Genomic DNA, 19,613 nt, shown 5'->3' with positions numbered 1-19,613 from the left:
TCGCCTTGAGAGTCGTCAACTCAGGCCCTGAAAAAAGCTTTGCTACACTTTGGCCCATGTTCATTCACCACGTGTTCATCACAGGTTGCAGCGACCGGGGAGCCTGGCCCTGGCGTCAGCCTGTCGCTTTGAACGCCTGATGGCACCTGGGCAGCAGCCCCAGCGTGCACCCGTGGCCTCCACCCCGATGCGGTGAGGCCGATTGAATGGACCGCAGCGCCCCTTTTTCATTGACAGGGACACGCGCTGCGACAGCTGGGAGCCCTCCCCGTGATCACAGAACTTGAATTCAAAAGCCTGGCCAGCGAAGGCTACAACCGTATTCCGCTCATGGTCGAGGCCTTTGCGGACCTGGAAACCCCGCTCTCGTTGTACCTGAAGCTGGCGCACACCAAGGACGGGGGCAAGCACAGCTTCCTGCTCGAATCCGTGGTGGGTGGCGAGCGCTTCGGGCGCTACAGTTTCATCGGCCTGCCCGCACGCACGCTGCTGCGGGCCAGCGGCTTTGGGGCGCAGGCCAAAACCGAGGTCGTGACGGACGGCCAGGTGGTCGAAACCGCCCAGGGCAATCCGCTCGACTTCATTGAGGCATACCAAAAGCGGTTCAAGGTGGCGCTGCGCCCCGGCCTGCCGCGCTTTTGTGGCGGCCTGGCGGGCTACTTTGGCTACGACGCGGTGCGCTACATCGAAAAGAAGCTGGAGACCACCTGTCCGCCCGACACCCTGGGGTGCCCCGACATCCTGTTGCTGCAGTGCGAAGAACTGGCGGTCATCGACAACCTCTCGGGCAAGCTCTACCTCATCGTCTACGCCGACCCGGCCCAGCCTGAGGCCTACACCCGCGCCAAGAAGCGCCTGCGTGAGCTGAAAGAGCAGCTCAAGTATTCGGTGAGTGCCCCCGTGGTCAAGGCCACCGAAAGCCACCCCGCCCAGCGCGACTTTGCCAAGGCCGACTACCTGGCCGCTGTGAACCGCGCCAAGGAGCTGATTGCTGCGGGTGACTTCATGCAGGTGCAGGTGGGCCAGCGCATCCACAAGCGCTACACCGAAAGCCCCCTGAGCCTGTACCGCGCGCTGCGTTCGCTGAACCCGTCGCCGTACATGTACTTCTACGACTTTGGCGACTTCCATGTGGTGGGCGCCAGCCCCGAGATCCTGGTGCGCCAGGAGAAGACCGACGAGGGCACCAAGGTCACCATCCGCCCCCTGGCCGGCACTCGCCCGCGCGGCGCCACGCCCGAGAAGGACAAGGCCACCGAGGTCGAACTCATCAACGACCCCAAGGAGCGTGCCGAACACGTGATGCTGATCGACCTGGCGCGCAACGACATCGGCCGCATCGCCAAAACTGGCACCGTGAAGGTGACCGAAGCCTTTGCCGTGGAGCGCTACAGCCACGTGATGCACATCGTGAGCAACGTCGAAGGCATCCTGAACGAGGGCATGACCAGCATGGATGTGCTCAAGGCCACCTTCCCCGCAGGCACGCTCACCGGCGCGCCCAAGGTGCACGCCATGGAACTCATCGACCAGCTCGAACCCACCAAACGCGGCCTGTATGGCGGCGCCTGCGGCTACCTGAGCTATGCGGGCGACATGGATGTGGCCATTGCCATCCGCACCGGCATCATCAAGAACGGCACGCTCTACGTGCAGGCGGCTGCCGGTGTGGTGGCCGATTCGGTGCCCGAGCTGGAATGGAAAGAAACCGAGCACAAGGCCCGCGCGCTGCTGCGCGCCGCCGAACTGGTTGAGGAGGGCCTGGAATGACGATCCGTGACCCCAAGGCCATCGCCAAAGTGAAGGCCTGCACCACCATGCAGGACGTGCGCCGCGAAGTGAACGCGCTGGACGACGTGCTGGTGCCCCTGCTGGTGGAGCGCGTGGGCTACATGACCCAGGCCGCGCGCATCAAGCAAGGCGTGGAACAGGTGCGCGACGAAGCGCGCATCCAGGCCATCGTGGACCGTGTGCGCGAACGTGCCCAGGCGGAAGGCGGCGATGCCGACGTGATCGAAGCCATCTACCGCAGCCTCATGGAAGTCTGCATTGCCTATGAACACCGCGAGTTCGCCCGCCTGCGCGAGCCCGCCACTGCCGGGAGCGCCGCATGAAACTCTTGATGGTCGATAACTACGACAGCTTTACCTACAACATCGTCCAGTACTTTGGTGAACTGGGCGCCGAGGTCGAGGTGTTCCGCAACGACGAGATCACCGTGGCCGAGATCGAGGCGCGCCTGAACGCGGGCCAGCTTGACCGCCTGGTCATCTCGCCCGGGCCTTGCTCACCTGCAGAGGCCGGTATCTCGGTGGCAGCGATCCAGCACTTTGCCGGCAAGCTGCCCATCCTGGGCGTGTGCCTGGGTCATCAAGCCATTGGTGCAGCCTTTGGCGGCACCATCATCCGTGCGCAGGAGCTCATGCATGGCAAGACCAGCGTGATCACCACCACACAAAAGGGCGTGTTTGCGGGTCTGCCGGAGCAATTCGCCGTCAACCGTTACCACTCGCTGGCCATCGAGCGTGCCACCTGCCCGGATGTGCTCGAAGTGACCGCCTGGACCGACGACGGCGAAATCATGGGCGTGCGCCACAAGACGCTGCCGATCGAAGGCGTGCAGTTCCACCCCGAAAGCATCCTCACCGAACACGGCCACGCCATGCTCAAGAACTTTCTGGAGCAGCGCGCATGACAGCCCCCCAGGGCCTGGCCCAGCTTTTCCAGTACAAGCGTTGGGCCAACCAGGAACTGCTGGCACTGGGCGCGGCATCGCAAGGCGCGCTGCCTGCCGACGACTACCGTCTGTTTGTGCGCATCCTGAACCACACCTACGTGGTGGACCGCATCTTTGCCAGCCACCTGCAGGGCCTGCCCCAGACCACCTACCGGGCCACCAACACCGATGAAACGCCGGAGCTGGCAACCCTGAGCGATACCGTGCGCGCGTCGGACGACTGGTATGTGCAGTACGTGGGCGGGCTGGATGATGCGCAGCTGGCCGAACCGGTGGCGTTCCGCTTCACCGACGGCGACACGGGGCGCATGTCGCGCAGCGAGATCCTGAACCACTTGGTTGTGCATGGCACGTACCACCGGGGGGCAGCAGGGCGCATCCTGGCCGCGCATGCGGTGCAGCCTCCGCGCGATTCGCTGACGACCTTCCTGCATCGACTGGAACCTGACCGACGCTGGTAGACACACCCATGCCCGAACTTCATCAACTGCTCATGTTCATCGCGGCAGGCTGGCTGCTCAACCTCACGCCCGGGCCCGATGTGCTCTACATCGTTACCAACGCGCTGCGTTCCGGCACGCGCGCGGGCATCGTGGCGGGCCTGGGCATCACGGCCGGTTGTTTTGTGCACATCTTCGCGGCCGCCGTGGGCGTGGGCGCGCTGCTGGCCACGTCGGCCACGGCATTCACGGTGCTCAAGTGGATCGGCGCGGCGTACCTGATGTGGATGGGCGTGCGCATGCTGCTGTCCAAACCTGGCGCCGACAATGGCAACACGGCCGCGCTGGCGGCGGCGCAGGCCGCCCCTGTGCAGCACACGCCACTTCGCAAGGTGTTCCTGGGGGGCTTCTGGACCAATGTGCTCAACCCCAAGGTCGCCATCTTCTTCCTGGCCTTTGTGCCGCAGTTCATCGCGCCGGGCACCGACAACAAGGCGCTGGCCTTTGTGCTGCTGGGCGTGCTGTTCAACGTGAACGCCATCCCCGTCAACGTGGGGTGGGCGCTGGCGGCCTCGTGGATGGCGCGCCGTGCCACAGCCATCCAGCGCGGCATGCACTGGCTGGACCGCTTGGCAGGCGCCATGTTCATCGGCTTCGGACTCAAGCTGGCCTTTACTGATCAACCGGCGGCTTGACCGCCACCCCAGGAGACACCGTCATGCCCATCACCCCCCAGGAAGCGCTGCAGCGCACCATCGAGCACCGCGAAATCTTCCATGACGAAATGCTGCATCTGATGCGGCTCATCATGAATGGCGAGCTGTCGCCCGTCATGACCGCAGCCATCATCACCGGCTTGCGCGTGAAGAAGGAAACCATCGGCGAGATCACCGCCGCTGCGCAGGTGATGCGCGAGTTCAGTACCAAGGTCCACGTCAAGGACGCGACCCACATGGTGGACATCGTGGGCACGGGCGGCGACGGTGCCAACACCTTCAATATCTCCACCTGCTCCATGTTCGTGGCCGCCGCCGCCGGTGCCAAGGTCAGCAAGCATGGCGGGCGCGGTGTGTCGAGCAAAAGCGGCAGCGCCGATGTGATGGAGGCCCTGGGCATCCACATCAACCTGAAGCCCGAGCAGATCGCCCAGTGCATTGCAGAAGTCGGCATCGGCTTCATGTTTGCGCCCAACCACCATCCGGCCATGAAGAACGTGGCCCCGGTGCGCAAGGAGCTGGGCGTACGCACCATCTTCAACATCCTGGGCCCGCTCACCAACCCGGCCGGGGCTCCCAACATCCTGATGGGCGTGTTCCACCCCGACCTCGTCGGTATCCAGGTGCGCGCGCTGCAGCGCCTGGGCGCCGAGCACGCGCTGGTGGTGTACGGCCGTGATGGCATGGACGAAGTCAGCTTGGGCGCTGCCACTTTGGTGGGTGAGTTGAAAAACGGCCAGATCACCGAGTACGAAATCCACCCTGAGGACTTTGGCCTGCCGATGGCGAGCAATCGCGCGCTCAAGGTTGAGACGCCCGAGCAGTCGCGGGAGATGCTGATCGGCGTGCTCAAGGGCGAGCCTGGCGCCGCGCAAGACATCGTGTGCCTGAACGCGGGCGTGGCACTGTATGCCGCCAATGTGGTCGATTCGGTGCCCGCAGGCTTGGCCAAGGCCCGTGCCGTGATTGCGTCGGGCGCCGCGCTGGCCAAGCTGGAGCAGGTGGTCACGCGCACGCACGCGCTGGCCACGGCGGCCTGACACGGCCATGTGGCGCGACCCTGGCACCTGGATTGCACTGGGCATCTCTGCCCTTTTCATCGTGGCCGGGTTTGTGATGCACCGCGTGTTCACCAAAATTCTGAAACAGGGCTCCCCTGAGTCCGACGACACCGAAACCGACAACCCAAAGGCCGCGCACCATGAGCAGTGACATCCTCAACAAAATCGTCGCCGTCAAGCACGAAGAAGTAGCGGCAGCAAAAAAGCGCCTGTCCTTTGAAGCCATGCGCGCCGACGCCGAGAGCCGTGTGCTCACGCGCGACTTTGAAGGCGCGCTGCGCGCCAAGATCGCCAAGGGCCAGGCGGCGGTGATTGCCGAGATCAAGAAGGCCAGCCCCAGCAAGGGGGTGCTGCGCGCCGACTTCGAGCCCGCTGACATTGCCCAGAGCTATATGGAAGGCGATGGCAAGGTGAGCGCGGCCTGCCTGTCGGTACTGACCGACCGGCAGTTCTTTCAGGGCCAGCCCGACTACCTGAAACAAGCCCGCGCCAGCACGTTGCTTCCTGTGCTGCGCAAGGATTTCATGGTGGATGCGTACCAGATCTACGAATCGCGCGCCATGGGCGCCGACGCCATCCTGCTGATTGCGGCCAGCCTGGACGACGCCCAGATGGCCGACTTCGAGGCCATTGCACGCAGCCTGGACATGGCGGTGCTGGTGGAGGTGCATGACCGGCCCGAGCTGGAGCGCGCCCTGAAGCTCAAGACTCCGCTGGTCGGCATCAACAACCGCAACCTGCGCACGTTCGAGGTCACGCTGGACACCACGCTCTCCATGCTCAAGGACGTGCCTGCGGACCGGCTTCTGGTCACCGAGTCGGGCATCTTGAAGCCTGCCGATGTGAAGGCCATGCGCGACGCTGGTGTGCACGCCTTCTTGGTGGGCGAAGCCTTTATGCGGGCGGATGATCCGGGCCTGGCCTTGGCCAAGCTCTTTGGGTGAGAGAGGGCGAAAACTCCTGTTTTAATAGCTGCTTGCGCTTGATGGTAAAGCGCTAAAGCCTATTTTGACCATGAATTCAACTTCCCAGACCCCGGCCCAACTCCAAAGCGCCAACCCCGCCGACTGGCCCGTGGCGCCCGGCTGGCAGCCGTTGGCGGACGCCTTTTTCGCCGGCGCACGCGGGCAGGCGTTGCTCGCGTTCTTGCAGGCGCGGCTGCAGGCGGGTGCGGCGATCTTTCCGCCCCAGCCGCTGCGGGCGCTGGAGCTGACGTCACCCGAAGACGTGCGTGTGGTCATCCTGGGGCAGGACCCGTACCACGGCCGGGGCCAGGCCGAGGGGTTGGCGTTTTCGGTGGCGCCGGGCGTGCGCCTGCCGCCCTCGCTGCAGAACATCTTCAAGGAAATGCAGCGCGACCTGGGGGTGGCCTTCCCCCCGTTCCCGAACCCCGGCGGCAGCCTGGTCAAGTGGGCGAAGAACGGCGTGCTGCTGCTCAACACCTGCCTCACGGTGGAAGAGGGTCAGGCCGCCAGCCATGCAGGCAAGGGCTGGGAGGAACTGACCGACACCGTCATCCGCCATGTGGCCGAAGGCCCGCGCCCGGTGGTGTTCATGCTCTGGGGCTCGCACGCCCAGTCCAAGCGCGCGTGGATTCCCGCAGACCGCGGGCACCTGGTGCTCACATCCAACCACCCCTCGCCCCTGTCGGCACTGCGCCCGCCTGTCCCTTTTATTGGCAACGGGCACTTTGGCAAGGCGCGGGATTTTCGCGCGCAGCACGGTTACTGAGCAGGGTTTGCAGCACCGCCTGCGCGTAACGCGCGGTGGGGTGCCAGTGGATGCCACGGTGCCCGGGGGGCCGATTCGCCTGGGGCTGCCGGGTGATGACCAGCACGCCGGATAACCGATGCCAAGGGCTACCACTGCTGCGGTAGCCGCTCCTTGAGCAGCTCCAGAAACGCCTGCGCCGCCACCGGCAGGCTGCGCCCGGCCAGGGTCTGGATTTCGATGTCGCGCAGGTCCATGCCGGGGTCGCTGATGGGCAGGGCCACGATGGCACCCTCGGCCACCAGGTGGCGCACGGCGATCTCGCTGGCCACGGACAGGCCGCCGCCCAGCAGCACAAAGTTGACCACCGTCTTGGCATGGTTGCTGATGAGCACGGCGTCGAGCTGCAGGCCCTGGCGGCTACAGACGATGTCGATCATCTGGCGCACCGTGGTCTCGGGCGGGGGCAGCGCCAAGGGGTATTCGGCCACCTGCGCCAGGGTCACGCTGCCTGCGCTGGCCAACGGGTGGCCGGGCGGCAGCAGGGCCAGCACCGGGGCGCTCTGGCGGTAGGCCACGTCGATGTCCTTGTGCGGCGCGCGGCTGAAGCACAGGCCGATGTCGGCCGTGCCGCTGCGCACGGCGTCGGGCACCTGGGCCGTGGGCAGGGCGATCACGCTGAACTGCACCCCGGTATAGGTGCGCTGGAACTCCACGCACAGGCGCGGCACCAGCTCGTTGGCAAATGCGTCGGAGGTGGCCAGGCGCACCTGCCCCGCGCGCAGGCCCTGCAGCGCGCCGATCTCGCCCAGTGCGCGCTCGGCGTCCAGCACCGTGCGGCGGGCGTGCACGGCCAGGATCTCGCCCGCCGCTGTCAGCACCATGCCGCGCGGGTGGCGCTCAAAGAGGGGCGTGCCCAGCTGGGCCTCCAGCCCCGCGATCTGCCGGCTGAGGGCCGAAGCAGCCACATGCAGCCGAGCCGAGGCCTCGGTGAGCGATCCACTCTGCGCCACGGCCAGAAAGTAGCGCAGGGTGGTGTCTTGCAGCAGGTGGGGACGCATGGAGGAAGGGGCGGAGAGGGAGGTGTTCAGTATGCGCCGGTTTGCCGTGATGGCAAAGCAGCTTGCTGAAATGCTGTTGGTCAAGCAAGGCGCAGCTTCCTAAGATGGTTCCATCCTCTTTGTGTCCGATTTCTTTGCGGGAGTGCTCTGTATGCGTCTACTTTCCTGGGGCCGTGGTGTCTGGGGCCTGGCCGGCCTGCTGGTGCTGGCATCTGCCGCGCAGGCACAAGCCAATTGGCCGGATCGCCCCGTGCGGGTGATCGTGCCCTTCCCAGCCAGCGGCGCGACCGACCTGGTGGCCCGCGTGGTCACCCAGCGCGTGGCGGCCGACCTGGGCCAGCAACTGGTGGTGGACAACAAGCCCGGCGCCGGCGGCACCCTGGGCACGGCCGAGGCGGCCAAGGCCGCACCCGACGGCTACACCCTGCTGCTGACCACCAGCAGTACACATGCCATCTCGCCCCACCTCATGCCCAAGCTGGCTTATGACCCGCGCAAGGACTTCACGCCGGTGGCCCATGTGGCCGACGCACCCAGCGTGCTGCTGGTCACCAACAGCCTGCCGGTCAAGACCGTGGGCGAACTGATTGCCTACGCCAAGGCCCACCCCGGCAAGCTCAACTACGCCACCAGCGGCAATGGCACCATCGTGCACCTGAACACGGCCGCCTTCAGCGCCCAGGCGGGTGTGGAGATGACGCACATCCCCTACAAGGGCACGGCCCTGGCCATCCCCGACCTGATAGCCGGGCAGACGCATGTGCTGTTCGATTCGCTGCCCACGGGCATGCCCCACGCCAAGGCGGGCCGCCTGCGCGCGCTGGCTGTCACCAGCGAAAAGCGCAGCACCCTGGCGCCCGAGCTGCCCACGCTGGCCGAATCTGGCCTGCCCGGCTATTCGTCGGTGACCTGGTTTGGCGTGTACCTGCCCGCCGGGGCTCCCCCCGCCTTGGTGGACCGCGTGCACAAGGCTTTTGCCAAGGCCGTGCAGGCGTCCGAGGTGGCCGAGAGCCTGGCCAAGCTGGGCGTGGAGCCCGCCGCGCCGCGCACACCCGCGCAGTTTGGTGCCATGGTGCAGGCGGACAGCAACCGCTGGGCGACGGTGATTCGCCAACACAAAATAAGCATTGAATAACCCCCTGAGGCGCTGCGCGCCTTCCCCCCGCTCTCGCACCGCTGCGCGATGCGGGCGAGGGGACGACACCCTCGGTGCGGGGCGGCCCTTCCTCGGTGTCCTTTTCCTCGGACACGCCAGTTTTCATCCGAGCGGGTCCTGGCCCGCCATGGAGTCCCATCACATGAACCCCCAAGCCCTCGACTGGTCCCTTCCCTACGCCTCCCACCGCAGCGCGGTGATGGGCCGCAATGTGGTCTCCACGTCGCAACCACTGGCGGCGCAGGCGGGGCTGCGCATGCTGCTGGCCGGTGGCAACGCGGTGGACGCCGCCATTGCCGCCGCCATGGCCCTCACGGTGGTGGAGCCCACGGGCTGCGGCCTGGGCAGCGACGGGTTTGCCATCGTGTGGGATGGCAAGGAGCTGCACGGCCTCAATGCTTCGGGCCGCTCGCCTGCGGCATGGACGCCTGAATACTTCGAGAAGCTGGGCGGCATCCCCGAGACGGGCTGGAACGCCGTCACCGTGCCCGGTGCCGTGTCGGCCTGGGTGGCGCTCTCCAAGCGCCTGGGCAAGCTGCCGTTTGCACAACTGGCCCAGCCCGCCATCGAATATGCGCGCAATGGCTTCCCGGTTTCGCCCACCATCGCCCGCCTGTGGGCGCTGGGCGCGGCCAAGCTGGGCACGCAGCCCGGGTTTGCCGAGTGCTTCATGCCGAATGGTCGCGTGCCCCAGGCGGGCGAAATCTTCCGCAGCGAAGCCCATGCGCGCACGCTGGAGCTGATTGCCGAGACCGAGGGCGAGGCTTTCTACCGCGGCGTGATCGCCGAGCGCATCGCGGCGCATGCGCAGGCGAATGGCGGTGCCTTGACGCTGGCCGACCTGGCCGCGCACCAGGCCGACTGGGTTGGCACCGTCCAGCAGCGGTTTGGCGAGTCGGTGGTCCATGAGATTCCGCCCAACGGCCAGGGCATTGCCGCACTGATGGCGCTGGGCATGCTCGACGCGCATGGCATCGGCGCTCACCCGGTGGACGATGTGGAGACCGTGCACGCCAGCATCGAGGCCATGAAGCTCGCGTTTGCCGACCTGCACCAGTACAACGCCGACATCGACGCCATGCACGTCAAGCCCGATGCGCTGCTGAACCCCGACTACCTGCGCGGCCGCGCCGCGCTGATGGACACCACGCGCGCTGGCGATCCTGGCTACGGCGCCCCGCGCCCCGGCGGCACGGTGTACCTGGCGGCGGCCGACGCGTCCGGCATGATGGTCTCGTTCATCCAGTCCAACTACATGGGCTTTGGCTCGGGCGTGGTGGTGCCGGGCACGGGCATCAGCCTGCAGAACCGGGGCCACGGCTTCAACCTGATCCCGGGCCACGCCAACCAGGTGGCGCCGCGCAAGCGCCCCTCGCACACCATCATCCCGGCCTTTGCCATGCATGCCGACGGCACGCCCCAGATGGCGTTTGGCGTGATGGGCGGGCCGATGCAGAGCCAGGGCCACACCCAGATGGCACTGCGCGTGCTGCGCTACGGCCAGAACCCGCAGGCGGCGGCTGATGCGCCCCGCTGGCGTGTGACGGGCGGCAAGGGTGTGGCCGTGGAGCCAGGCTTTGACCCTGCCGTGGTCGCCGCGCTGCGCGCGCGCGGGCACGAAGTGACGGTGGAAGAGGGCAACGGCGTGTTCGCCTTTGGCGGCGCCCAGCTGGTGCTGAAGAACGGCAACAGCTACATCGCAGGCTCCGACCCGCGCAAGGACGGGCACGCGGTAGCGTTCTGACGGCCTTGCGCGCAGCGCACTGAGGCGGCTCAGCGCGTTGTGCAGGCCGGAAACCGCTTGGCGAGCTCGTGCGCTGGCATCGTCTCCGCAAGGTCGAGGTTGCGTACCAGCGGGATGTATTCCCCTGTGTCGGTGAATCGCAAGAGGGTGGTCACGACGCGGCTGCCGGAGCCGCCTTGTTGACAGCCCGACAGTTCCAGCCCCAGGCCCAACTGACGGGAACCATCGTCCGTGCCTTTCCAGCCCATGGCCCGCTCTCGCAGAGCCTGCAGGCGCGGCAGGGCGGCGGGGTCGATCCGCCAGACCTGCACATGGGTCCGGGACGTTTCATATTCCGCGAGCACGCTGCGATCGGCCGTGCTGCGCAGCTCCTGCAGGGGCAATTTTTCTTCCAGGCGCTCGGTGGCGATGGCTCCCCCGGGCTTGCGCAGCGTGCGCGAAACGCTCACTGTGAGCTCCAGTGCGTTGCCATGAAGCTGCAGGCCCGGGCTGTGTACCACGGCGGCGCGCAGCGCGGCGGGGTCCAGCGTCTCCAGCTGGAGCTGCCGCAGCTTCCACAGTGATGACACCGGCACACTGCCACAGGCCGACAGCAGCACCAGGGCCAAAAAACACGAGAAAGCACGGAGAAAAGCCAAAGGGCGCAGGGGCGTTAGGAAAAAAAGCATGGTAGTAAATTTCTGTTTGACGGTATATTATTATTGTTTTACAGAAAAATTCACCAACCATGACGCAACATTTACCCCCATCGGTATCTTCTGTTCACAGCCCCTCGTTTCGCCGCCTGGCCTGGGGCCTTCTCGCGGCCAGCTGGGCGTGTGCCCTGGTATCGCTGGTGTTGTCGATGGCGCGCTGGGCGGCCATCGGGCATGAAACGGGTTGGGGTGGCTGGATGCCGCTTTCGGTGGTGCCCTCGCAGGCCTTGTTGGTTGGCCTCACACCGCCGCCCTCCATGGAGACCCATTGGCGCTGGGTGGGCGTGGCGCTGGAGTGCATTCCCGCTGCAGCCATGCTGTATGCGGTGCTGTGCGTGCATCGCATCTGCCGGTCCTTTCTGGCCGGGGCCGTGTTCGGGCCAGTGGTGGTGCACGGGTTCCGTGGCGTGGGCTGGGGCTTTTTGGCGATGTTCGTGACTTCACTCGTCTACCAGGCGGGGGTGACGGCGCTGCTGTCCTGGCTGGCTTCCGGCCAGCAGAACGGCCTGGTGGCGCTGGGCGTGGGGCCGTTTGAAATGAGCGTATTGGTCGTGGGACTGATGATGTTGCTCCTGGGGCACGTGCTGGCCGAGGGCCACCGCCTGCAAGCCGAAGCGGATGCGTTTGTTTAGCAACTCGCCAGCGAAGGAATTCCCATGGCGATTGTCGTGACCCTGGATGAAATGCTCGCGCGCCGCAAGGTCAAGTCGCGCGATCTGGCGGCCCATGTGGGCATCACCGAGGCCAACCTGTCCCTGCTCAAGAGCGGAAAGGTCAAGGGCGTGCGTTTCGAGACCCTGTCCGCCATCTGCAGTTATCTGCAGTGCCAGCCGGCAGACCTGCTGGCCTGGGTGCCCGATGCGGACACGAAGGATAGCGAGGCGCCTTCGCGTGGCGAGGCTGGTGGCTTGGCCCAGGGCGACTAGGGCAGTGCGAGGCACGCGCGGCTTCGGCCCGCGACTGGCCTGGGCAGTAGGTGGGGCGCTGTTGCTGCATGGATTGGTTCTGGCGATGCTGAGCAGAAGCGATGGTGCTCTGCGAACTTCGCCCGAGCGCAGCGATGCACCTGCCATGGTATGGGTGACGCTGGCGCCGCTGCCCGCGTCTACGGCACCCAGCGAGCCGTTGCCAGCTGCCGTTCCCCAGCCTGCCGCTCCAACCCGGAGCGCCACACCCGTTGCCAGCGGGCAGGGCCCAAAGCAGGCCGTTACCCGCAGCGGGCGGCCGATCGCTGTGGAGTCTGCTGCGCCTGATGGCAGCGTGGAGGGCTTGACCGCCGCCCTGCCGGTTGCGCCCGCGCCGCAGGCGCCGGCATCCGGGCCGGGTGATGCCGCACGGGCTGCTCCCAGCATGGACGATGTGGCATGGGCGCTCCAGCGCGAGCGAGCCTGGCAGCGCCGGCAAGGGGCACAGCAACCACAGCCGCTGCATCAGCGCTGGGAAGTCGCTCCAGCGGGTGCCTTGGGATCTGGCATTGCCGAGCGCGACCTGCGCGGCGCAGAGGGCCGGCGCATGGTTCAGGCTGCGGGTCCCTGGGGCACCTACTGTGTGGAGTTGCCTTCGGCCAACCAGCCTCCGGCCATGGGGGCCGCGCCCCGCGTTGCGCCAACCAGCACCTGCCGCTGAATGCTGGGGCGGCGCTGGGCAGTGCCGTCAGCGCGTTTCCCGCACGGTCAGCCAGGTGCTGGCCGCGCCGCTGAGCACGATCGCGGCGATCCCGGCCATCGACCAGCCATCGGGCACATGGCGGTACACCAGCCAGCCCGCCAGCATGGCAAACCCGATCTGCGAATACAGGAACGGCGCGATCGTCACCGGCGTGGTGCGCGCATAGGCATGGAGCAGCAGCATGTGGCCCACCGCGCTCGACAGGCCCATGGTGAACATGCCCGCCCATAGCCACGGGTCGCTCACCGGCTGCCAGAAGAACGGCACGCCCAGCGACACCAGCGCGGTGGCGATCCAGCTGGTGTAGAGCTGCGTGGTGGCGGGGCTCTCCTGGCCTGCCATCTTGCTGCTCAACACCTGGTAGCCCGTGCCCGCAGCCAGCATGCACAGCGGCCACAGCAGCGCCCAGGTGAAGGCCTCGCCACCGGGCCGGATGATGGCCAGCGTACCCGCCAGGCCGGTGACCACCAGCAGCCAGCGCACCGCGCTCACGGGCTGGTGCAGCCACAGGGCCGCCACCACCGTCACACACAGCGGCACCGTGGCCACGATGGCCGTGAACTCCGCCAGCGGCAAGGCCGTGAGGCTGATGAAGCCGAACAGGCTGGTCATGGCGAACAGCGCGCCGCGCAAGGCCTGGAAGCGGGGCTGTGTGGTGCGCAGGGCAGGGCGCCCCGCCCGTTGCAGCACGAAGGCCGTGGTCAGCAGCGACTGGAACACATAGCGCATCCACAGCGCCATGACGATGGGTACGCCCACGCTGACCAGCTTGCTTGCGGTGTCCAGCAGCGCAAAGAACGCGCAGGCCGTGACGGCAAGCGCGATGCCCGCCAGCGCCGCACGCCGGCGGGCTGCGGGGCTGGTCGACGTCGCAGGGCCTGAGGAACTCACGGCGTGCTGCGTGCACGCTCCAGCAGCATCGCGTCGCCATAGCTGAAGAAGCGGTACTGCTGCGCAATGGCGTGCCGGTACAGGCCCATGATGTGGGCGTAGCCCGCAAAGGCGCTCACCAGCATCATCAGCGTGCTTTTGGGCAGGTGGAAGTTGGTGATCAGCACATCCACTACCTGGAATGCAAAGCCCGGTGTGATGAAGATGTTAGTGTCGCCAGAGGCCTGGCCCGTCTTCGCCCAGGATTCGAGTGTGCGCACGGTGGTGGTACCCACGGCCACCACACGGCCGCCGCGCTGGCGGCAGCGCTCCAGCGCGGCCAGCGTGGCCAGGGGCACCTCGTACCACTCGCTGTGCATCTGGTGCTCGGCCAGGTTTTCGGTCTTGCAAGGCTGGAAGGTACCCGCGCCCACGTGCAGCGTGACGCTGGCGCGTTCGATGCCGCGTGCAGCCAGGTCGGCCAGCACGCCCTCGTCAAAATGCAGCGCGGCCGTGGGCGCGGCCACGGCGCCGGGGTTGCGGGCAAACACGGTCTGGTAGCGCTGGCTGTCCTCGGCCTCGTCGGGGTCGTGGTCGCTGTTCTGGTGGCGCTCGATGTAGGGCGGTAGCGGCAGGTGGCCGTGGCGGTCCATCAGCTCCCAGGGCGATTCGCCTGCGGGGCCGTGCAGCGCAAAGCGGAACAGCGGGCCGTCCTCGGTGGGCCAGCGGCCCAGCAACTGCGCGTCAAAGCCGCCCGCCTTGCGGCCACCGGCCATGTGCACCACGCTGCCGGGCAGGGGCTTCTTGCTGACCTTCATGTGGGCCACGACTTCGTTGCCCGGGTTGCCAGCCTCGACGGGCAGCACGCGTTCGATCAGCAGCTCCAGCTTGCCGCCGCTGGCCTTCTCGCCAAAGATGCGCGCCTTGACCACGCGCGTGTCGTTGAACACCAGCAGGTCGCCTTCGCGCAGCAGTCCGGGCAGCTCGCGAAAGATGCGGTCTACCGGCTGCATGGCGCGGCCATCGAGCAGGCGCGAGGCGCTGCGCTCGGGCGCGGGGTGCTGGGCAATGAGTTCGGGGGGCAGCGAGAAGTCGAAGTCGCTGAGGGTGAACACGCGGGGTGTTGTGGGGGCGCTGGCTGCGCCGCTGGAGAGATCAGTCATCGTGCTTGAGGGCCGAACGGGCCCGTGCCAAGGTAAAAATTGCGGAAGGCGCGATTGTCACACGCGGGTGCGGGCGCTGCAGGCGCGGTGCTATGGCTGGGGGGTGAACGCCATCGGCGCGGGCACACTGCGCACCAGCCGCCGCACGTCATCCGCCTGTGCGAGCGTGGTGCCAGGGTGCAGCAGCGCGGCCGCTCCGGCCGCCACGCCCCAGCGCAGGGCCTCGGCCGGCGCATCGCCCCGGTCCAGCGCCCAGACCAGGGCCGCCAGAAAACAGTCGCCCGCGCCCGTGGTGCCGGAGGTGGCGGGTACGTTGAGGGCTGGCGCTTGCCACACGCCCTCGCGCGTGGCTAGCACGGCGCCTTGTTCGCCCACTGACAACGCCACGATGTCGGCAGCGCCGCTGTGCACCAGCGACTTGGCGGCGGTGCACCAGTCGGCCGCATGTTCCAGCGGCTTTTGCATCACGTCGCGCAGCTCGCGCAGGCTGGGCTTGACCAGCGCCACCCCGGCCTGCAATGCCGCCGCCAGCGGCGGCCCCGAGGTGTCGACGGCTACCCGCACGCCCCGGCCGGATGCGGCGCGCGCCAGCTGGGCGTAGAAGTCGTCCGGCGTGCCAGGCGGCAGGCTGCCGCTGGCAATCAGCCAGCGGGGTGGCGGTGTGTGGGTAGCCAGCGCATCCAGGCAGGCCTGCCACTCGGCGGGTTGCAGCGTGGGGCCGGGCAGCACAAAACGAAACTCCTGGCTTGTGGTGGTCTCGACCACCGAGAAGTTCTCGCGCGTATCGCCCGCAATGCGCTGCAGTCGCGTGGGCACGCCCTCGTCGGCCAGCAACTGCTGCACCTGTGCACCCGCCGCGCCGCCCGCCAGCGCCCAGGCGCACACGTCCGCACCCAGGCGGTGCAGCACCCGCGCCACGTTGATGCCGCCGCCACCCGCAAAGCGCTGCGCCGGACCGCAGCGCAGCTTGTGGGTGGGCGCAACGTGGTCGGTGGTGGTGGCCAGGTCGAGGGCGGGGTTCAGCGTGAGGGTGATCAGTGCGGGCATCGGGCTACCAGACCTTTTCGGCAAAGCCTGACCATAGCTCGTTCAGGTCCGGAAAGCGCCACTTGTCGGGGTCTTCGCGCGCCACGATCTTCTCGGTGCAGCCCGGGGCAGACAGGTCCACCATTTCGGGGGGGATGCGCAGGTCGGACTTGGTCGAGAAGAACACCTTGACCATGGGGGCGGTGAGTGCGGCGGCCGATTGCTCGGTGACCACGCCGATGCGGCCCGAGGTCAGGCGCACGAGCGAGCCCACAGGGTAGATGCCGATACTTTTGACAAAGGCCTGGAAGATGCGGGCGTCGAAATGGTCCTTGGTCCACTCGGCCATGCGGCGCAGTGACTCGGCGGGGTCCCATCCACGCTTGTAGGGCCGGTCGGAGGTGATGGCGTCGTACACGTCGCAAATGGCCGTCATGCGCGCGATCACGCTGATGCCTTCGCCCTGCAGCTTGTCGGGGTAGCCGGAGCCATCGACTTTTTCATGGTGGTGCAGACAGGCGTCCAGCACGGCGTCGGGCACGTTGCCGCCCTCCTTGAGCATGTGGTAGCCCTCCACCGGGTGGCTGCGCACCACGGTGAATTCCTGGTCAGTGAGCTTGCCGGGCTTGTTGAGCACGGCCAGCGGGATGGCCGCCTTGCCCAGATCGTGTAGCAGGCCTGCCATGCCCGCCAGCCGCTGCTGGTCGTCCTTGAGCTTGAGCTGCTTGGCCAGGGCCACCATCAGCGCGCACACCGCCACCGAGTGCATGTAGGTGTAGTCGTCGGCCGTTTTCAGGCGCGCCAGGCTGATGAGCGCGCCGGGGTTGCGGGTGACGGAATCCGAAATTTCTTCCACCAGGCTCTGTGCACTCGCCGAGTCCACCGCGCGGCCCATGCGGGCCTCGTTGAACATCGAGACCACGGCTTCTTTGGATTTCACGCAGATGGCAGCGGCCATCTTGAGTTCGCTGTGCATGTCCGCAGGATTGCGGTTGCGCTTGGGCGGCGGCGGTGGGGATGGCAGCGTGACTTTGATGGGCGGCAGGTCCTCCAGGCGGCTGAAGTCGGTGTCAATCTGCGCGTCGGCCTCCTCGCGCGACACCGACGCGGTGCCCGCCGCCACGTCCAGCCCCTTGTCGGTGTCAATCCAGATTTCCTGGATGGCAGTGGCTTGTATCCGGGCCAGGTCCCCGGGGTCTTTGAGCAAGAACTTGGCCCGCCAGAACGGGTGGTCCATCCACGACCCGCAGAACTCGTGCAGATACATGCCCAGGGTGAGATGCTGAATGTGAATGCGCTTGAGCATGGTAGGGGACCTGAACTCTGAATAAACGCCCGTCTTTAGGCGTAATCAACGGTAACCATGGTAGCCTTTTTGCCCCGCCCTTGTCGTTCGCAGAACCCGCTACATGCCCGCCGCAGCCCCCAGAGTTTCCCTTAGCGCCAAGGCTTCGGCAGCCCCTGCTGCGGCCAAAGGCGGCGCGTCGGTAGCGCAAAAGGCGCTGCAAAAGCTGGGGCTCCAACGTGACATCGACCTCGCCCTGCACCTGCCCCTGCGCTACGAGGATGAAACCCGCATCACCCCGCTGGCCAATGCGCGCGACGGGCAGATGGTGCAGATCGAAGCCACGGTGACTGCGAGCGAAATTCAGCTACGGCCGCGCCGCCAGCTGCTGGTGCAGGTGGAGGACGACACCGGCTCGTGCGAGCTGCGCTTCTTCAGCTTCTACCCCTCGCACCAGAAAACCCTGGCCGTGGGTGCGCGCCTGCGCATCCGGGGTGAGATCAAGGGCGGCTTCTGGGGGCGGCAGATGATGCACCCGGCGTTCCGCGTGGCGGGCGGCGAGCTGCCTGCGGCGTTGACGCCCGTCTACCCCACCACCGCCGGTTTGCCCCAGCCCTACCTGCGCCGTGCGGTGGTGGGCGCGCTGACGCGGGTGGACTTGTCAGACACCCTGCCACCCGGTGCCGAGCCGCCGGTGACTCGGGTTTATGGCCAAAATGGCCTCCAGCGCTTATTCAGCCTGCGCGAGGCGCTCACTTTTTTGCACCACCCCACGCCCGATGTGGCGCTGTCCACGCTGGAGGACCACAGCCACCCCGCGTGGCAGCGCCTCAAGGCCGAGGAGTTGCTGGCCCAGCAGCTGTCGCAGCAGCAGTCGCGCCGAGCACGCGACATGCTGCGTGCACCCGTGTTGCGCGCCCAAAAAGCCGCAGACGGTGCCTTGCCGCTGCATGAGCAGTTGCTGGCCGTGCTGCCCTTCAGCCTCACCCCCGCCCAGCGCCGCGTGGGCGAAGAAATTGCCGCCGACCTGGCCCGCCAGGTGCCCATGCATCGGCTGCTGCAGGGCGATGTGGGCTCGGGCAAAACCGTGGTCTCGGCCCTGGCCGCCTGTCTGGCGATGGACGCGGGTTGGCAGTGCGCGCTCATGGCGCCGACCGAAATCCTGGCCGAGCAGCATTTCGCCAAGATGATCGGCTGGCTCGAACCCCTGCTGGCCGAGCGCGGCCGCAAGGTGGCCTGGCTGGTGGGCGGGCAAAAGAAAAAGGACCGCGCCGCCATGCTGGCGCTGGTGGCCAGCGGCGAGGCCGCGCTGGTGGTGGGCACCCACGCCGTGATCCAGGAGCAGGTGCAGTTCAAGAACCTGGCGCTGGCCATCATCGACGAGCAGCACCGTTTTGGCGTGGCGCAGCGGCTTGCCTTGCGGCAGAAACTCGCTGCCCATGGCATGGAGCCCCACATGCTCATGATGAGTGCCACCCCTATCCCGCGCACGCTGGCCATGAGCTACTACGCCGACCTCGATGTGTCGGTCATCGATGAGCTGCCCCCGGGCCGCACGCCCATCGTCACCAAACTCATTGCCGACAGCCGCAAGGACGAGGTGATCGCACGCATCGGCGCGCAGGTAGAGGCCGGGCGGCAGGTGTACTGGGTGTGCCCGCTGATCGAAGAGAGCGAGGCGCTGGATCTGAGTAACGCCACCGCCACCCACGCCGATCTGAGCGAGGCCTTGCCGGGCTGCATGGTCGGTCTGCTGCACTCGCGCATGCCCACGGCCGAGAAGAAGGCCGTGATGGCACTCTTCACCAGCGGCCAGATGGGCGTGCTGGTCAGCACCACCGTGATCGAGGTGGGGGTGGACGTGCCCAATGCCTCGCTCATGGTCATTGAACATGCCGAGCGTTTTGGGCTGAGCCAGCTGCACCAGCTGCGCGGCCGGGTGGGCCGGGGCGCGGCCGCCTCGGCCTGTGTGCTGCTGTACGCCACCAACGACAGCGGCCGCGTGGGCGAAACCGCCAAGGAGCGCCTGCGCGCGATGGCCGAAACCAACGACGGCTTCGAGATCGCCCGGCGCGATCTGGAGATTCGCGGCCCCGGCGAGTTTCTGGGCGCGCGCCAGTCGGGGGATGCGCTGCTGCGCTTTGCCGACCTGGCGACCGACACCCACCTGCTCGAATGGGCGCGCGAACTGGCGCCGCAGATGCTGGACCGGTATCCTGACCTGGCCGCAAAGCACGTCGCGCGCTGGTTGGGTGGAAAATCCGACTATCTCAAGGCATGA

At 67.0% G+C, this 19,613-nt stretch carries 21 protein-coding genes; 15 read left to right on the top strand and 6 right to left on the bottom strand.

Annotation, left to right across the window (positions count from 1 at the left end):
- Window positions 1–270 precede the first annotated feature (270 nt).
- The 9 genes from trpE (at window position 271) to AC2YJX_RS22050 (ending at window position 6,685) form a co-directional block, all read left to right on the top strand.
- Window positions 271–1,770: an anthranilate synthase component I gene (gene trpE, locus AC2YJX_RS22090; protein ID WP_487257275.1), complete on the top strand. Its 1,500-nt coding sequence runs from the start codon at window positions 271–273 to the stop codon at window positions 1,768–1,770.
- Window positions 1,767–2,114: a chorismate mutase gene (locus tag AC2YJX_RS22085; protein WP_176887331.1), complete on the top strand. Its 348-nt coding sequence runs from the start codon at window positions 1,767–1,769 to the stop codon at window positions 2,112–2,114. The genes trpE and AC2YJX_RS22085 overlap by 4 nt, the downstream gene beginning before the upstream one ends.
- On the top strand, window positions 2,111–2,695 hold the full coding sequence (locus AC2YJX_RS22080; RefSeq protein WP_487257274.1) for an aminodeoxychorismate/anthranilate synthase component II: 585 nt from the start codon (window positions 2,111–2,113) through the stop codon (window positions 2,693–2,695). The genes AC2YJX_RS22085 and AC2YJX_RS22080 overlap by 4 nt, the downstream gene beginning before the upstream one ends.
- Window positions 2,692–3,198 carry a DinB family protein gene (locus AC2YJX_RS22075; protein WP_487257273.1) on the top strand — a complete coding sequence of 169 codons (507 nt, stop codon included), beginning with the start codon at window positions 2,692–2,694 and terminating at the stop codon, window positions 3,196–3,198. The genes AC2YJX_RS22080 and AC2YJX_RS22075 overlap by 4 nt, the downstream gene beginning before the upstream one ends.
- An 8-nt stretch (window positions 3,199–3,206) precedes the next feature.
- Window positions 3,207–3,872 carry a LysE family translocator gene (locus tag AC2YJX_RS22070; RefSeq protein ID WP_487257272.1) on the top strand — a complete coding sequence of 222 codons (666 nt, stop codon included), beginning with the start codon at window positions 3,207–3,209 and terminating at the stop codon, window positions 3,870–3,872.
- Between the two features lie 23 nt (window positions 3,873–3,895).
- Window positions 3,896–4,933 carry an anthranilate phosphoribosyltransferase gene (trpD, locus tag AC2YJX_RS22065; protein WP_055395612.1) on the top strand — a complete coding sequence of 346 codons (1,038 nt, stop codon included), beginning with the start codon at window positions 3,896–3,898 and terminating at the stop codon, window positions 4,931–4,933.
- Window positions 4,934–4,940: 7 nt separating this feature from the next.
- On the top strand, window positions 4,941–5,105 hold the full coding sequence (locus AC2YJX_RS22060; RefSeq protein WP_176887327.1) for a hypothetical protein: 165 nt from the start codon (window positions 4,941–4,943) through the stop codon (window positions 5,103–5,105).
- Window positions 5,095–5,898 carry an indole-3-glycerol phosphate synthase TrpC gene (gene trpC / locus AC2YJX_RS22055; protein ID WP_056065300.1) on the top strand — a complete coding sequence of 268 codons (804 nt, stop codon included), beginning with the start codon at window positions 5,095–5,097 and terminating at the stop codon, window positions 5,896–5,898. Before AC2YJX_RS22060 ends, trpC begins: the two co-directional genes overlap by 11 nt.
- A gap of 70 nt (window positions 5,899–5,968) precedes the next feature.
- Window positions 5,969–6,685: a uracil-DNA glycosylase gene (locus tag AC2YJX_RS22050; RefSeq protein ID WP_487257271.1), complete on the top strand. Its 717-nt coding sequence runs from the start codon at window positions 5,969–5,971 to the stop codon at window positions 6,683–6,685.
- Between the two features lie 128 nt (window positions 6,686–6,813).
- Here AC2YJX_RS22050 and AC2YJX_RS22045 read toward each other — a convergent pair whose 3' ends face one another.
- On the bottom strand, window positions 6,814–7,725 hold the full coding sequence (locus AC2YJX_RS22045; RefSeq protein WP_487257270.1) for a LysR family transcriptional regulator: 912 nt from the start codon (window positions 7,723–7,725) through the stop codon (window positions 6,814–6,816).
- A 151-nt stretch (window positions 7,726–7,876) separates the two neighbouring features.
- Here AC2YJX_RS22045 and AC2YJX_RS22040 point away from each other — a divergent pair, with 151 nt between their 5' ends.
- Both AC2YJX_RS22040 and AC2YJX_RS22035 read left to right on the top strand, forming a co-directional pair.
- Complete coding sequence (locus AC2YJX_RS22040; protein ID WP_487257269.1) at window positions 7,877–8,860, top strand: Bug family tripartite tricarboxylate transporter substrate binding protein; 984 nt, start codon at window positions 7,877–7,879, stop codon at window positions 8,858–8,860.
- A 163-nt stretch (window positions 8,861–9,023) separates the two neighbouring features.
- Window positions 9,024–10,625: a gamma-glutamyltransferase family protein gene (locus AC2YJX_RS22035; protein ID WP_487257268.1), complete on the top strand. Its 1,602-nt coding sequence runs from the start codon at window positions 9,024–9,026 to the stop codon at window positions 10,623–10,625.
- A 29-nt stretch (window positions 10,626–10,654) separates the two neighbouring features.
- On the opposite strand, the gene AC2YJX_RS22030 is transcribed toward AC2YJX_RS22035, so the two are convergent.
- Window positions 10,655–11,293, bottom strand: coding sequence for a hypothetical protein (locus AC2YJX_RS22030; protein WP_487257267.1), 639 nt, complete (start codon window positions 11,291–11,293; stop codon window positions 10,655–10,657).
- Window positions 11,294–11,352: 59 nt separating this feature from the next.
- On the opposite strand from AC2YJX_RS22030, the gene AC2YJX_RS22025 reads away from it, so the two are divergent.
- From AC2YJX_RS22025 to AC2YJX_RS22015, 3 genes are all read left to right on the top strand, one after another.
- A complete protein-coding gene (locus tag AC2YJX_RS22025; protein ID WP_121508346.1) occupies window positions 11,353–11,952 on the top strand; it encodes a DUF2975 domain-containing protein in 600 nt (199 codons plus the stop codon).
- Window positions 11,953–11,976: 24 nt separating this feature from the next.
- Window positions 11,977–12,246 (top strand): helix-turn-helix domain-containing protein, encoded by a 270-nt coding sequence (locus tag AC2YJX_RS22020; RefSeq protein WP_055395624.1) that lies wholly within the window; start codon window positions 11,977–11,979, stop codon window positions 12,244–12,246.
- A gap of 85 nt (window positions 12,247–12,331) precedes the next feature.
- Window positions 12,332–12,946, top strand: coding sequence for a hypothetical protein (locus AC2YJX_RS22015; protein ID WP_487257266.1), 615 nt, complete (start codon window positions 12,332–12,334; stop codon window positions 12,944–12,946).
- Window positions 12,947–12,973: 27 nt separating this feature from the next.
- Here the strand turns inward: AC2YJX_RS22015 and AC2YJX_RS22010 are convergent, their stop codons facing one another.
- The 4 genes from AC2YJX_RS22010 to AC2YJX_RS21995 form a co-directional block, all read right to left on the bottom strand.
- Window positions 12,974–13,879 carry a DMT family transporter gene (locus AC2YJX_RS22010; protein WP_487257265.1) on the bottom strand — a complete coding sequence of 302 codons (906 nt, stop codon included), beginning with the start codon at window positions 13,877–13,879 and terminating at the stop codon, window positions 12,974–12,976.
- On the bottom strand, window positions 13,876–15,021 hold the full coding sequence (gene queA, locus AC2YJX_RS22005) for a tRNA preQ1(34) S-adenosylmethionine ribosyltransferase-isomerase QueA (protein WP_487257264.1): 1,146 nt from the start codon (window positions 15,019–15,021) through the stop codon (window positions 13,876–13,878). The genes AC2YJX_RS22010 and queA overlap by 4 nt, the downstream gene beginning before the upstream one ends.
- 90 nt (window positions 15,022–15,111) lie before the next feature.
- Window positions 15,112–16,068: a 1-phosphofructokinase family hexose kinase gene (locus tag AC2YJX_RS22000; RefSeq protein ID WP_487257263.1), complete on the bottom strand. Its 957-nt coding sequence runs from the start codon at window positions 16,066–16,068 to the stop codon at window positions 15,112–15,114.
- A gap of 4 nt (window positions 16,069–16,072) precedes the next feature.
- Window positions 16,073–17,353 carry a cyclic di-GMP phosphodiesterase gene (locus AC2YJX_RS21995; RefSeq protein WP_055395633.1) on the bottom strand — a complete coding sequence of 427 codons (1,281 nt, stop codon included), beginning with the start codon at window positions 17,351–17,353 and terminating at the stop codon, window positions 16,073–16,075.
- Between the two features lie 103 nt (window positions 17,354–17,456).
- Between AC2YJX_RS21995 and recG the strand changes: the two genes are divergently transcribed.
- Entirely contained in the window at window positions 17,457–19,613 is a 2,157-nt protein-coding gene (gene recG, locus AC2YJX_RS21990; RefSeq protein WP_487257262.1) for an ATP-dependent DNA helicase RecG, read from the top strand.

Source organism: Acidovorax sp. SRI_002 (assembly GCF_057586455.1).
Note: the sequence above shows the minus strand (reverse complement) of the source record. Positions and strands in the feature narration are given on the sequence as shown.

Bases quoted from the DNA above. Each gene is read 5' to 3' on its own strand.
- AC2YJX_RS22085 (WP_176887331.1), top strand. From the start codon at position 1,767: ATGACGATCCGTGACCCCAAGGCCATCGCCAAAGTGAAGGCCTGCACC.
- AC2YJX_RS22080 (WP_487257274.1), top strand. From the start codon at position 2,111: ATGAAACTCTTGATGGTCGATAACTACGACAGCTTTACCTACAACATC.
- AC2YJX_RS22075 (WP_487257273.1), top strand. From the start codon at position 2,692: ATGACAGCCCCCCAGGGCCTGGCCCAGCTTTTCCAGTACAAGCGTTGG.
- AC2YJX_RS22070 (WP_487257272.1), top strand. From the start codon at position 3,207: ATGCCCGAACTTCATCAACTGCTCATGTTCATCGCGGCAGGCTGGCTG.
- trpD (WP_055395612.1), top strand. From the start codon at position 3,896: ATGCCCATCACCCCCCAGGAAGCGCTGCAGCGCACCATCGAGCACCGC.
- AC2YJX_RS22060 (WP_176887327.1), top strand. From the start codon at position 4,941: ATGTGGCGCGACCCTGGCACCTGGATTGCACTGGGCATCTCTGCCCTT.
- trpC (WP_056065300.1), top strand. From the start codon at position 5,095: ATGAGCAGTGACATCCTCAACAAAATCGTCGCCGTCAAGCACGAAGAA.
- AC2YJX_RS22050 (WP_487257271.1), top strand. From the start codon at position 5,969: ATGAATTCAACTTCCCAGACCCCGGCCCAACTCCAAAGCGCCAACCCC.
- AC2YJX_RS22045 (WP_487257270.1), bottom strand. From the start codon at position 7,725: ATGCGTCCCCACCTGCTGCAAGACACCACCCTGCGCTACTTTCTGGCC.
- AC2YJX_RS22040 (WP_487257269.1), top strand. From the start codon at position 7,877: ATGCGTCTACTTTCCTGGGGCCGTGGTGTCTGGGGCCTGGCCGGCCTG.
- AC2YJX_RS22035 (WP_487257268.1), top strand. From the start codon at position 9,024: ATGAACCCCCAAGCCCTCGACTGGTCCCTTCCCTACGCCTCCCACCGC.
- AC2YJX_RS22030 (WP_487257267.1), bottom strand. From the start codon at position 11,293: ATGCTTTTTTTCCTAACGCCCCTGCGCCCTTTGGCTTTTCTCCGTGCT.
- AC2YJX_RS22025 (WP_121508346.1), top strand. From the start codon at position 11,353: ATGACGCAACATTTACCCCCATCGGTATCTTCTGTTCACAGCCCCTCG.
- AC2YJX_RS22020 (WP_055395624.1), top strand. From the start codon at position 11,977: ATGGCGATTGTCGTGACCCTGGATGAAATGCTCGCGCGCCGCAAGGTC.
- AC2YJX_RS22015 (WP_487257266.1), top strand. From the start codon at position 12,332: ATGCTGAGCAGAAGCGATGGTGCTCTGCGAACTTCGCCCGAGCGCAGC.
- queA (WP_487257264.1), bottom strand. From the start codon at position 15,021: ATGACTGATCTCTCCAGCGGCGCAGCCAGCGCCCCCACAACACCCCGC.
- AC2YJX_RS22000 (WP_487257263.1), bottom strand. From the start codon at position 16,068: ATGCCCGCACTGATCACCCTCACGCTGAACCCCGCCCTCGACCTGGCC.
- AC2YJX_RS21995 (WP_055395633.1), bottom strand. From the start codon at position 17,353: ATGCTCAAGCGCATTCACATTCAGCATCTCACCCTGGGCATGTATCTG.
- recG (WP_487257262.1), top strand. From the start codon at position 17,457: ATGCCCGCCGCAGCCCCCAGAGTTTCCCTTAGCGCCAAGGCTTCGGCA.